Below are 12,441 nucleotides of genomic sequence, written 5' to 3'. Positions count from 1 at the left end.
AACTAAGTTACCAATTCGTTTTAATATTCATGGTTGTTAAATAAACGCAATTCTTACTTCTTAATTAACCGCTTACAGATAATTAAAGTTTTAAATACCGAACCAAAAAAATGTTAGCCGTAAAAAATTTAACAAAAACATATCAAAGTGGCCATCGCACGTTGACGGTGTTGGATGATATTAGTTTTGAAATTGATCCCGGTGATACCTTCTCCATCGTGGGGCCTTCAGGCAGTGGCAAGACCACGTTGTTAGGGTTATGTGCAGGGCTTGACCGGGCCACCAGCGGCTCAATTACACTCAACAATATTCTACTTGACCGCCTCAATGAAGATGAAAGGGCGTTTGTCAGAAATCAACACGTAGGATTTATATTTCAGAATTTTCAATTGATCCCCACTCTGACGGCCCTGGAAAATGTTATGGTGCCGCTGGAATTAAGGGGTGAAAAAAATGTCAGGGATAGGGCTTTAAAACTGCTGGAAAGGGTGGGGTTAGCTGACAGAAAGCATCATTACCCTGCTCAATTGTCGGGCGGGGAGCAACAAAGGGTATCGCTGGCCAGGGCTTTTTCCAACGAACCCAAAATCCTGTTTGCTGATGAGCCTACCGGTAACCTGGATGAAGAAACCAGTGATAAAGTGGTGAAACTGATCTTTGATCTGAACAAAGAAGCAGGCACTACTTTGGTTTTGGTAACACATGATATGGATCTGGCGAGTAAAACCCAAAGGGTTATAAGAATTAAAGGTGGAAAGTTAGTTTCAGACAGTCTGCTGACTCCCACAGGTGAAAATAAGTTTTAACAGTCTCACAGTAATAAAACCCAAACCCTTTTAATGAAATCAGTACTGTTATTTTTTGATCGATGGTTGTGGCAAATGGCATGGAGAGACAGCCGTAAAAACCGTTCCAGATTATTGCTATTCATCTCCTCTATCATTCTGGGGGTTGCCGCTCTTGTAGCCATCAATTCATTTCGTGAAAATCTAAAAAAAGACATTGAACGTCAGGCAAAAACGGTGCTCGGCGCTGATTTGGTGCTGAGAAACAACCAACCACTCAGTGACTCGACGCAGTTGTTACTCGACTCTATCGGTGGTCAGCAGGCGCATGAGCGAAGTTTTGCTTCCATGATCTATTTTCCACGCACCCACGATACGCGGCTTGTGCAAGTCAGGGCACTGGGTGGGGATTTTCCCTTTTACGGCGACATTGAAACAGCGCCTGAATCCGCCAGTGGACAGTTTAGAGTGGGCCAAAAGGCACTGGTTGACCATACCTTGCTACTGCAGTTCAATGCTGACCGGGGCGACTCGGTTAAAGTAGGCAATTTGTCTTTTTATATTGAAGGCCGGATAAAAAAACTACCCGGACAAAACGGTATCGCCGCGACCGTTGCACCTCCGGTATATATACCGCTGAAGTATCTCGAGCAAACCGGACTGCAACAAAAGGGTAGCCGGATTCAATACCGTTATTATATAAAACTGCCGGAAGATACCGATGTCAAGGAACTGGTTAAAAACATCAGGCCAAGGTTAAGAAGTGAGGGAGTGGGGATAAGCACGGTGGAATCAACCAAAAATGATCTTGGGGATGCTTTTGACAATTTATCCAAATTTTTAAACCTGGTGGCTTTTGTGGCCTTGTTACTGGGTTGTGTCGGTGTAGCCAGTGCGGTACACATTTATGTGAGGGAAAAGTTGGCTACAGTAGCTATTTTGAGATGCCTCGGCCTGAAAGGCATACAGGCACTTATGATATATTTGATCCAAATTGCGGTGATGGGATTTATCGGGGCGGTAATCGGAGCCGTACTCGGTAGTCTGATTCAGACCACGCTTCCTTATGTTTTAAAAGATTTTCTCCCAATCGAAATTGAATTGGCCATTTCCTGGGCAAGCATAGTCCGGGGCATCGGTATTGGTATCTTTATATCCCTGCTGTTTGCTATGATTCCCTTGCTTGGAATTCGCAAAGTATCGCCGTTGCTTACTTTAAGGGCATCTTTTGAAGACACACAGCAGAAAAGTGACCGTGTAAACTGGTTTGTTTATGCGTTGATAACCACTTTTATTTATGTGTTTTCATTTCTGCAAACCGGAGGTTGGCTGGACGCTTTATTTTTCTGCCTTGGGCTCGGTGTATCTTTCTTAATATTGACCGCGGTGGCACGGCTCATTATGTGGGCGGTAAGAAAGTACTTCCCCGTATCCTGGAGCTTTACCTGGCGCCAGGGGTTAGCCAATTTGTATCGTCCCAATAATCAAACTTTAATCCTGATTATATCGGTGGGACTGGGCACTGCCCTGATTACCACTTTATATTTTACACAAAGCCTGCTTCTGGACAAAGTGTCGTTGTCCGGTATCGACAACCAACCCAATATGGTGATGTTTGATATTCAAAGTAATCAAAAAACAGCTTTGAATCGCCTGACTTCTGATTACGAACTCCCGATTATTCAAGAGGCGCCTATTGTTACCATGAGGCTTACTTCCATAAATGGTAAAAACAAAACCCGGGTGGAGAAGGATTCGCTGAGCGAGATTCCCAGGTGGGCATTTAACCGGGAATACCGGGTCACCTATCGGGATCACCTGATAGACAGCGAAAAGACAGTAGACGGGGAGTGGAGGGGAAAAGTCGAGCAACCGGATGATCCTGTTTACATTTCACTGGATAAGGGTTATTCTGAAAGAATGAATGTGAAAATCGGTGACACCTTAACTTTCAATGTGCAGGGAGCATTGATCGATACTTATATTAGCCATCTTCGGGAAATTGAATGGAACAGGGTGCAGACCAACTTTCTTGTCTTGTTTCCGGAAGGTGTTTTGGAACAGGCCCCGCAATTTCACGTAATTATGACCCGCACGGAGCAACAAAACGTCTCTGCGCAATTTCAACAGGCTGTGGTGAGAAATTTTCCTAATGTGTCGGTGATTGACCTCGGGCTCATATTATCGACCATTGACGAGATATTGGGCAAGGTTTCTTTTGTGATCCGGTTTATGGCAATGTTTAGCATACTAACAGGTTTTTTTGTGTTAATCAGTTCTGTCATATTGAGTAAATATCAAAGGATTCAGGAAAGCGTACTACTACGAACCATGGGGGCAAACCGCAATCAAATTATGAAGATTACCGCGCTTGAATACTTTCTTTTAGGAAGTTTGGCCTCGGTTACCGGCATCGTCATTTCAATGATCAGTAGTTGGCTTCTGGCATATTTTAGTTTTGATGCCAGCTTTACGCCAAACATTTTACCGATTCTGGGTGTCTACGTGATCATCACTTCCCTAACAATCATTATCGGTATACTAAACAGCCGTGGCATCCTGAGTAAACCACCTCTGGAGGTGCTGAGGAGAGAGGTTTGATGTGACTGCAACCAACTACATCCTCGCGGCCATAAGCAGGTTGAGATCCATGTGTTTCAGATTAAATCGATTGGCAATGTGAGCGTTGGTGAGATTTCCGTTATAGGCGTAAACACCTCGCATAAACCACTTGTACGTGAAAATCATTTCTTCCACGCCACCTACCTCGGCAATTTGTAGCAGAATTGGCGTAAAGATGTTACTAAGGGCATTAGAGGCGGTATTGGCTACGCGGGAAGTGAGATTGGGAACGCAGTAATGTATTACGCCATGTTTGATGTAAGTAGGATTTTCATGGGTAGTGATACGGGAGGTCTCAAAACACCCCCCCTGATCGATGCTTACATCGATGATAATAGAGTTGGGCTTCATCGCCGCAACCATTTCTTCACTAACGAAACATCTTACTTTGCCTTTTTCGGCCCTGACGGCACCAATAACCACATCAGCCTGTTTCAGGGCTTCGGAAAGCGTAAGGTTATCCAGAATAGCCGTATGTATCTGATGGCCCAAGGCATGCTTGACACGCCTTAGTTTATAGATATGGTTATCAAAAATTTTGATTTCCGCACCAAGGCCCAGAGCGGTCCTGGCCGCATATTCTGCCACGGTACCGGCACCAAGAATCACTACTTTCGATGGAGAAACCCCGGTAATCCCACCTAAAAGAATACCTTTACCGTCGTGTGCGTTACTTAAATACTCAGCGGCAATCAACATCACCAGGCTCCCTGCAATTTCACTCATAGCCCTGATTACCGGAAAACCCTCGGCTTTATCCTCCAGCATTTCATAACCGATACAGATCAACCGCTTTTTATTAATAGCCTCTATATAATTCAGATGTTGCTGCCCCATTTGATAGGCTGATATCACTGTCGAGCCGGGTTTGATGTTTTCTATTTCTGCCAAAGACGGTGGTTCGATTTTTAAAATTACATTGGCCGCAAAAACTTCCTGGGCAGCATACTTTATTTTGGCACCCGCATCGCTGTAATCCTTGTCGGTAAATTTTGCTTTTTCACCCGCACCGGCTTCCAGCCACACCTCCTGCCCATTGTTGACCAGCAAAGCCACAGCTTCAGGTGTTAACGGAACCCTGATTTCTTTATATCCGGTTTCCTTAGGAATGCCAAAAACAACAGATTTACGGGATTTTTTTACTTTTAATAATGCCTCTTGCGGATATAAGCTTCCCTCCTGTGCCAATTTCTCAATTTCAGGCTTAAATTGTTTTTTCATACTGTTTCCAATACAATTTTTCTTGTATTATCTGAATTGATCGATATAAATATACGAAGAAATTCATCAGGAATTAAAGCGGGAATTTTTTCCGGCCATTCAATGAAACACACATTTCCGGAATAAAAGTACTCATCTGCCCCGATGTCCATAGCTTCTTCCTCATTGTTAATACGGTAAAAGTCAAAATGATAAAAATAAGTTTCCTGCCTGTCAACATATTCGTTTACCAGGGCAAAAGTGGGACTGCTTATATCATCAATGATCCCAAAAACTTTACACAAAGCCCTGATAAGTGTGGTTTTACCTGTACCCATATCTCCTTCAAAAAGCCATACCTTACAGGTTCCGGCCAGTGCAATGATGCGCTCAGCCACGGCTGGAAGATCTTCTGGTGTTACAGGGTCAAAAACTTTCAGAATCTTTCCATTAACCTGCATTTTTAGCGCTTAAAGAGATAATGGGAATGATCATTTCCTCCAATGAGATACCTCCGTGTTGAAAGGTATCTTTGTAATAATTGACATAATAATTATAGTTATTGGGATAGGCAAAAAAGTAATCATCCGTAGCAAAGACATAGGCCGTTGACACATTAATTTTAGGCAGGTGAAAGTGCTCAGGCTTTCTGGCCACCAATACCTTATCTTCTTCAAAAGCCAGGTTTTTACCTTGCTTGTACCTGAGGTTGGTATTCGTATTTCTATCGCCGATGATCCTGAATGGTTTCTTAACCCTGACGGTGCCATGGTCAGTAGTAATAATCAGTTTACCTCCTTTTTCCGATATGATCTTTAACACTTCAAAAAGCGGTGAATGCGAAAACCAGGATTTGGTGATGGAACGGTAAGCCGCTTCGTCCGGTGCCAGTTCCCTGATCATTTCCATTTCGGTCCTGGCATGTGAAAGCATATCTACAAAATTGTAAACAATCACATTCAGATCGTTGATCATCAGATTATTGATACTATCTATGAGTTGCCGGCCCTGGGCCAGGTTTTTAATTTTATGATAGCTATGTTTGATATTCAGCCTGCTTCTTTGAATATTTTTTTCCAGAAACTGATCTTCATTATTATTCTTGCCACCCTCCTCGTCTTCTCCAACCCATAAATTGGGATAAAATTTAGCCATATCAGTAGGCAGCATGCCGGAGAATATGGCATTACGAGCATAAGCGGTGGTAGTGGGCAATATCGAATAGTAGGCCTCCTCACTGTCGACGTCAAAGTAATTGCTGATGCTGGGCTCAAGCACTTTCCATTGATCATAACGCAGGTTATCAATGACAATAAAAAAGGTGCTTTGCCCTTCCTTCAATTCAGGAAAAACCTTCTTCCTCATTATATGATGCGACAAAACTGGTTTGTCGACATTGGGATCATTGAGCCAGGTCTCGTAGTTTTCGGAAATAAACTTAATGAAATTGGCATTGGCCTCACCTTTCTGCATATCCAGCACCTCAGACATGCTCTTATTGTCAGTTTGCTCAATCTCCAGCTCCCAGAAAATTAGTTTTTTATATACCTCGACCCACTCATTATGATCCATATGATCATTATAAGCCATGCTGATATTTCTGAAATCCTGTTGATAACTAATGGTCGTGCGCTCATCGATCAACCTTTTGTTGTCTAGTATTTTTTTGACTGATAATAGTATCTGGTTGGGGTTCAAGGGCTTAATCAGGTAATCGGCAATCTTTGATCCTATGGCCTCTTCCATAATATATTCCTCCTCACTTTTTGTAATCATCACCACCGGCAAATTCGGACGTGACGATTTGATATGGTTCAAAGTTTCCAAGCCTGTCATTCCCGGCATATTTTCATCGAGGAAAACTATGTCATATCGTGCCGTTTCACAGGCTTCCAGGGCGTCAGCACCACTGTTGACACCCGTCACATCATAGCCCTTTTGATTTAAAAATAAAATATGTGGTTTTAATAAATCAATTTCATCATCAGCCCACAAAATACTATATCTTTGCATGGTTTATTTTTTTACTTTATTTTGACAACAATCAAATTTAATTAAAAATAGCTTTAAAGATTGAACAAGAAAAAAATCTTTAATGATCCGGTATACGGGTTTATAACGATACCCAGCAACCTTGTCTTCGACATCTTGGAACACCCCTATTTTCAAAAGCTACGAAGGATCAAACAAGTGGGTTTAACCGATTTTGTTTACCCGGGCGCTTTACATACCCGATTCCATCATGCGTTGGGCGCCATGCATTTAATGGCTGTCACTTTAGACAATCTCAAAAGCAAGGGACATCCCATCAGCGAAGTGGAATACGAAGCCGCACTTATTGCCATATTATTGCACGACATCGGGCATGGACCTTTTTCTCATACCCTCGAGAAATCTATTCTTAAAAAAACGCGTCATGAAGAGATTTCATTGCTCATTATGAAATATTTCAACGCAGCTTTCGACGGAAGACTAGACCTGGCGCTAAAGATCTATACGGGACAATACCACCGACAGTTTTTTCATCAACTGGTTTCCAGCCAACTCGACATAGACCGGTTGGATTATCTCAACCGCGACAGCTTTTTCACCGGGGTATCCGAAGGTACCATTGGTGCCGACCGCATTATAAAAATGATGGATGTACACGAAGATCAGATAGTGATCGAGGAAAAAGGCATATATAGTGTCGAAAATTTCCTTGGCGCCCGGCGGTTAATGTATTGGCAGGTGTACTTACACAAGACCTCCATCAGTGCGGAAAAAATGCTATCAAAAATCATCACCAGAGCAAAAGAACTGGTGCAGGAAAACAAAGATATCTTTTTCACCCCGGCCCTCGGTATTTTTCTGAAAAATGAAATAAGCTCGCAGGATCTTGCCAGCAATCCCACCTACCTGGATGCTTTTTGTAAACTGGATGATTTTGATATCTGGGCCTGTATTAAAATGTGGGTCGATGATACGGATACCATATTATCGACATTGAGCAGGCTATTTCTAAACAGAAAACTTTTTAAAGTGAAAATGTCAAACAAAAAGTTTGATGAAAAAACCATCCACAGATTGCAGGATGCCATCCGCAAAAAATACAATTTATCCGACGGCGAAAGCAACTACTTTATGGACACAGGTTTTTTGACGAATGCAGCCTATATTTCAAAGGGACAGAAAATCAATATACTCACCAAAGACGGAAACTTGATTGATGTAGCAAAGGCTTCGGATTTGCCAAACATCAAGGCAATGAGTAAAATTGTTAAAAAATACTACCTATGCTGGCCCAAAAATGTAAATTTGTATCAAATTTAACTTACAGGTAAATGGAATTTACAGTAAAAGATATTGCCAATATATTGAAAGGGGAGGTAATAGGGAATGACGATTTGAAGATAAAAACACTGGGAACCATACAGGAAGCAAAAGATGGTGCCATATCCTTTTTATCCAATCCAAAATACGAGAATTTCATTTACACAACCCGGGCAAGTGCTATCATCGCGAAAAAAGGATTCAGCCCTAAAAAACCTATAACCGCCACCCTAATTCTGGTAGAGGACCCCTATCTTAGTTTCACCATATTGCTGGAAGAGTACCATAAAATCATTAGTTTTCAAAAAACCGGTGTCGAGGAGCCGAGTTTTATGGGGGAGGACAGCATCACCGGGGAAGGAATCTTCCGGGGTGCCTTCAGCTATATAGGACAAAATGTACAAATCGGCGATAATGTCAAGATATATCCCCATGTTTACATAGGTGATCACTCGGTTATTGGGAGTAACACCGTTATACATGCGGGAGTTAAGATTTATGCTAACACCAAAATCGGTAACTACTGCGTTATTCATTCCGGATGTGTGATTGGAAGCGACGGTTTTGGTTTTGCCCCCCAGGACGACGGATCTTACAAGACCATTCCACAGTTAGGCAACGTTGTTGTCGAAGATCACGTGGATATTGGGGCCAATACCGTCATCGATTGCTCCACTTTAAATTCAACAGTAATCCGTGAAGGGGTCAAATTAGATAACCTGATCCAAATTGCGCACAATGTAGAAATAGGAAAAAACACCGTAATAGCCGCTCAAACAGGTATTTCAGGCTCATCAAAAGTGGGAAGCAACTGTGTGATTGCAGGACAGGTCGGCATCGTTGGCCACCTCGAAATCGGAAACAACGTCAAAATCGGCGCCCAATCAGGTATTGCCAAGTCCCTGAAAGATGATAAAATTGTCTCGGGCGCGCCTTCTATGGATCATAAAGACAACCTCAAAGCCATTGCGATTTACAAAAATCTTCCCGAATTAAATCAGCGAATTAAAGAACTTGAAGAAAAAATACTAAATTTGCCGACTGTCAAATAGAGCAATGAATATAAAGCAACATACGATCAAGGAACCTGTTACGGTCTCAGGGGTTGGACTTCACACAGGTGTAGAAACCAATATGACGTTTTTGCCAGCTAAACCTCATCATGGAATCAAATTCCAACGTGTAGATCTGGATGGAGAACCGGTGGTAGATGCGGATGTGGATAATGTGGTGGACTTATCGAGGGGAACTACGATAGAACAAAATGGTGCAAGGATAAATACGGTAGAACACACATTGGCGGCCCTGGTGGGATTGCAGATTGACAATGTATTGGTGCAATTGGATGGTCCTGAGCCACCAATTATGGATGGCAGCTCTAAAATGTTCATCGATTCAATTGAAAAAGTAGGTACGGAAGAGCAAAATGCCCTGAGGAACTTTTTTGAGGTTCCCGAAGGTATTTTCTACAGGGACAAATCAAGGGATGTGGAAATCGCCGCCCTGCCTTTAGATGATTACCGACTTACGGTAATGGTTGACTATAATTCACCTGTTTTGGGAAGCCAGCATGCGCTGCTGAATGATATCAACCAATTTTCCAAGGAAATTGCCTCTTGCCGAACATTTTGTTTTTTGCATGAGCTTGAGATGCTACACAAAAACAATCTGATCAAAGGGGGAGATTTGAATAATGCTATTGTAGTTGTTGACCGGGTAGTCGAGGATCACGAACTGGATAACCTGGCCAAATTGTTTAACAAACAAAAGGTTGAAGTCAAAAAGGAAGGCATTCTTAACAATGTTGAGCTTCGTTATAAAAACGAGCCGGCCAGGCACAAACTACTGGATATGGTAGGAGACCTGGCGCTGGTAGGGAGACCTCTCAAGGCCCAGATACTTGCCGCAAGACCTGGGCATGCCGCCAATGTTGCCTTCGCCAAAAAACTTAAAAGAATCATGCTGGAACAAAAGAGCAACGTTCCCCAATACAATCCCAAACTGCCTCCGGTCCTCGATATCAATCAGATCAGCAATATTTTGCCGCATCGATTCCCCTTTCTTTTGATCGACAAAATCTTTCATCTGGATGAGGAAACCGTGGCCGGAGTGAAAAATGTGACAATGAATGAACCATTTTTTCAGGGTCATTTTCCCGGAAATCCGGTAATGCCAGGCGTTTTGCAGGTTGAGGCAATGGCGCAGATCGGTGGTATACTCGTCCTCAATACCGTTCCCGATCCTGAAAACTACTGGACCTATTTTTTGGGAATTGAAAGTTTCAGGTTTAGAAAAATGGTTTTACCCGGGGATACACTGGTCATTAAATGCGATCTTCTTGCCCCCATTAAACGCGGTATCGCAAAAATGAAAGGACAGGCTTTTGTGGGTGGAACCGTAGTCTGTGAAGGGGTAATGACGGCAAGCATCGTACGAAAAGACTCATGAATCAACCGCTGGCATATATACACCCACAGGCAAAGATTGCCCGGAATGTAGTGATAGAACCATTTAGTACTATCCATAAAAATGTAGAAATCGACGAAGGTACCTGGATCGGTTCCAACGTTACTATTATGGAAGGGGCCAGGATCGGCAAAAATGTTAAAATCTATCCCGGTGCAGTGATATCCTCCACCCCGCAGGATTTGAAATTTGCAGGAGAAGAAACTACCGCAGAAATCGGTGACAATACCGTTGTAAGGGAATATGTGACCATCAGCCGGGGCACGATTGACAAACACAAAACGGTGATCGGTAAAAACTGTTTACTCATGGCTTACGTTCACATAGCCCATGACTGCAATGTCGGTGATCACTGCATTATCGCCAATACGACACAACTGGCAGGCCATGTTCAGGTGGAAAACTGGGCCATCATCGGTGGGTCCAGCGCCGTACACCAGTTTGTTAAAATTGGTGCTCACGTAATGGTATCCGGTGGCTCCCTGGTTAGAAAAGATGTGCCCCCTTTTACAAAAGCCGCCAGAGAACCTCTAAGCTACAGTGGCATTAACTCGATAGGCTTAAGAAGAAGGAATTTCTCCAACGAAAAAATTCAGGAAATCCAGGAGATTTACCGAAATATCTATCTGAGAGGCCTGAACAATTCCAAAGCCCTGGATATTATTGAGCTGGAAATGAAACCTTCCAACGAACGGGATGAGATTCTTAATTTTATAAGGACCTCGGACCGTGGCATTATGAAAGGATTCAGAAATTAGCCCGAATGGATATCCTGGTCCATGAATTGGGGAAAAAATTTCAGAAAAACTGGGTATTCAGAAATTTTGACTTTCACTTTAAAAACGGCCGGTCCTATGCCATCACCGGCCCAAACGGCAGTGGCAAGTCCACCCTGTTACAGATAATCTCAGGATTTATACCTGCAACGTCAGGGTTCGTTCAATACAAAAAATCCGGTGGAAGTAGTGTTCCCGCTGCTCTTTTTTACAAAGACCACACATTTGCCAGCCCTTATATGGAGCTCACAGAAGAATTTACCCTGTCGGAAATTATTCAGTTTCATTTTAACTTCAAAAAGATCGTCGATGGATTAAGCCTTAAATCAGTTGCAGAGCGCATGTACCTGTCGGCTTCATTGCACAAACCCATTAAATATTTTTCTTCCGGCATGAAGCAAAGGTTGAAACTGGGGCTGGCCTTTTATGCCGAAGTACCGGTTCTTTTGCTCGACGAACCAACTACTAATCTGGACGAAAAAGGGGTGGAATGGTATCATGAGGAGGTTGCCAAACAGCAAAAAAACAAATTAATCATTGTAAGTTCTAATGTAAAAAATGAGTACAAATACTGTCAGGATGTCATTAGCCTTCTCGATTTCAAAAAGTTTTAAAGATTTTTCAGGTAGGGATACATGAGCTGAAACTGTAGATATTTGTATAAAAACTACGTAATAAAAAACAACATTATTTAATTTAAAATTGCCACTATTCTTTTGAAAATATGGATATTTCGGCAATATTTGTTAATCAGACTAGAATCTAATAAATATTAAAACTACATGAAAAGGATAAATTTTTTACTTACTGTAGCATTCTTACTGAGTTTACTGGTGTACGCAGGTTGCGGGAGCACATCAAACCCCGAACCCGAAACAGCGGCGGAAATTCAGTTTAACAAGCTTCGCGGTATCTGGGCAGCCACCGCTAACTCGGTGGAAAGAGGTGGCACGGATGAACCCACTTATGATAATTTTACGGTTACATTTGCCGGTTCCCTGAATGCAGACAGATCAAATGTCGAGCCTAGCAGTACGTACAATACCAATGATGTAACCAATGCTTTTCCTAGTGGTACCTGGTCATTTGATGGAGACGATGTCACTACCATTGTACGGGGCACCAATATTAAAATGGATATTACCACACTAAATGAAACCACCCTGGTCTTGGAGTTTTCGCTCAATCAGGATGGATCAGCTAACAGAACCGCCGGGTTGGAAGGCGACTGGACATTTGCCCTCACAAAGCAGCAGTAAAAGATGATAAAAATATAGAAA

The 12,441-nt window shown here is 42.6% G+C and carries 11 protein-coding genes; 8 read left to right on the top strand and 3 right to left on the bottom strand.

Annotated elements, in window-relative coordinates; translation table 11 throughout:
- The first annotated feature begins 110 nt into the window (after positions 1-110).
- Together AC04NP_RS07310 and AC04NP_RS07305 are read left to right on the top strand one after the other, a co-directional pair.
- Positions 111-806: an ABC transporter ATP-binding protein gene (locus tag AC04NP_RS07310; RefSeq protein WP_482858861.1), complete on the top strand. Its 696-nt coding sequence runs from the start codon at positions 111-113 to the stop codon at positions 804-806.
- Positions 807-839: 33 nt separating this feature from the next.
- Entirely contained in the window at positions 840-3,386 is a 2,547-nt protein-coding gene (locus AC04NP_RS07305) for an ABC transporter permease (RefSeq protein ID WP_482858860.1), read from the top strand.
- A gap of 15 nt (positions 3,387-3,401) precedes the next feature.
- Here the strand turns inward: AC04NP_RS07305 and AC04NP_RS07300 are convergent, their stop codons facing one another.
- From AC04NP_RS07300 to porX, 3 genes are read right to left on the bottom strand one after another with little or no spacing between them, the layout of a single operon-like run.
- Positions 3,402-4,628, bottom strand: coding sequence for an alanine dehydrogenase (locus tag AC04NP_RS07300; RefSeq protein WP_482858859.1), 1,227 nt, complete (start codon positions 4,626-4,628; stop codon positions 3,402-3,404).
- Complete coding sequence (gene tsaE / locus AC04NP_RS07295; RefSeq protein ID WP_482858858.1) at positions 4,625-5,068, bottom strand: tRNA (adenosine(37)-N6)-threonylcarbamoyltransferase complex ATPase subunit type 1 TsaE; 444 nt, start codon at positions 5,066-5,068, stop codon at positions 4,625-4,627. Before tsaE ends, AC04NP_RS07300 begins: the two co-directional genes overlap by 4 nt.
- A complete protein-coding gene (porX, locus tag AC04NP_RS07290) occupies positions 5,058-6,620 on the bottom strand; it encodes a T9SS response regulator signal transducer PorX (RefSeq protein WP_482858857.1) in 1,563 nt (520 codons plus the stop codon). Before porX ends, tsaE begins: the two co-directional genes overlap by 11 nt.
- Before the next feature lie 60 nt (positions 6,621-6,680).
- Between porX and AC04NP_RS07285 the strand changes: the two genes are divergently transcribed.
- The 6 genes from AC04NP_RS07285 (at position 6,681) to AC04NP_RS07260 (ending at position 12,420) form a co-directional block, all read left to right on the top strand.
- Entirely contained in the window at positions 6,681-7,919 is a 1,239-nt protein-coding gene (locus tag AC04NP_RS07285; protein WP_482858856.1) for an HD domain-containing protein, read from the top strand.
- An 11-nt stretch (positions 7,920-7,930) separates the two neighbouring features.
- On the top strand, positions 7,931-8,971 hold the full coding sequence (gene lpxD / locus AC04NP_RS07280; RefSeq protein ID WP_482858855.1) for a UDP-3-O-(3-hydroxymyristoyl)glucosamine N-acyltransferase: 1,041 nt from the start codon (positions 7,931-7,933) through the stop codon (positions 8,969-8,971).
- A gap of 4 nt (positions 8,972-8,975) precedes the next feature.
- Positions 8,976-10,367, top strand: a complete 1,392-nt coding sequence (locus tag AC04NP_RS07275; protein WP_482858854.1) for a bifunctional UDP-3-O-[3-hydroxymyristoyl] N-acetylglucosamine deacetylase/3-hydroxyacyl-ACP dehydratase — start codon at positions 8,976-8,978, stop codon at positions 10,365-10,367.
- Positions 10,364-11,143, top strand: a complete 780-nt coding sequence (gene lpxA, locus AC04NP_RS07270; protein ID WP_482858853.1) for an acyl-ACP--UDP-N-acetylglucosamine O-acyltransferase — start codon at positions 10,364-10,366, stop codon at positions 11,141-11,143. Before AC04NP_RS07275 ends, lpxA begins: the two co-directional genes overlap by 4 nt.
- A 5-nt stretch (positions 11,144-11,148) precedes the next feature.
- Complete coding sequence (locus AC04NP_RS07265; protein WP_482858852.1) at positions 11,149-11,775, top strand: ABC transporter ATP-binding protein; 627 nt, start codon at positions 11,149-11,151, stop codon at positions 11,773-11,775.
- A 168-nt stretch (positions 11,776-11,943) separates the two neighbouring features.
- Positions 11,944-12,420 carry a lipocalin family protein gene (locus tag AC04NP_RS07260; protein ID WP_482858851.1) on the top strand — a complete coding sequence of 159 codons (477 nt, stop codon included), beginning with the start codon at positions 11,944-11,946 and terminating at the stop codon, positions 12,418-12,420.
- The last annotated feature ends 21 nt before the right edge of the window (positions 12,421-12,441 follow it).

The sequence above is a fragment of the Agaribacillus sp. DX54 genome (assembly GCF_056858335.1).
The sequence above is the reverse complement of the archived record's forward strand: the minus strand, read 5'-3'. Positions and strand labels throughout refer to the sequence as shown.

Coding starts and splice junctions, on each gene's coding strand:
- tsaE (WP_482858858.1), bottom strand. CDS start 5,068: ATGCAGGTTAATGGAAAGATTCTGAAAGTTTTTGACCCTGTAACACCA.
- AC04NP_RS07265 (WP_482858852.1), top strand. CDS start 11,149: ATGGATATCCTGGTCCATGAATTGGGGAAAAAATTTCAGAAAAACTGG.
- AC04NP_RS07305 (WP_482858860.1), top strand. CDS start 840: ATGAAATCAGTACTGTTATTTTTTGATCGATGGTTGTGGCAAATGGCA.
- AC04NP_RS07300 (WP_482858859.1), bottom strand. CDS start 4,628: ATGAAAAAACAATTTAAGCCTGAAATTGAGAAATTGGCACAGGAGGGA.
- lpxA (WP_482858853.1), top strand. CDS start 10,364: ATGAATCAACCGCTGGCATATATACACCCACAGGCAAAGATTGCCCGG.
- porX (WP_482858857.1), bottom strand. CDS start 6,620: ATGCAAAGATATAGTATTTTGTGGGCTGATGATGAAATTGATTTATTA.
- AC04NP_RS07260 (WP_482858851.1), top strand. CDS start 11,944: ATGAAAAGGATAAATTTTTTACTTACTGTAGCATTCTTACTGAGTTTA.
- AC04NP_RS07275 (WP_482858854.1), top strand. CDS start 8,976: ATGAATATAAAGCAACATACGATCAAGGAACCTGTTACGGTCTCAGGG.
- AC04NP_RS07310 (WP_482858861.1), top strand. CDS start 111: ATGTTAGCCGTAAAAAATTTAACAAAAACATATCAAAGTGGCCATCGC.
- lpxD (WP_482858855.1), top strand. CDS start 7,931: ATGGAATTTACAGTAAAAGATATTGCCAATATATTGAAAGGGGAGGTA.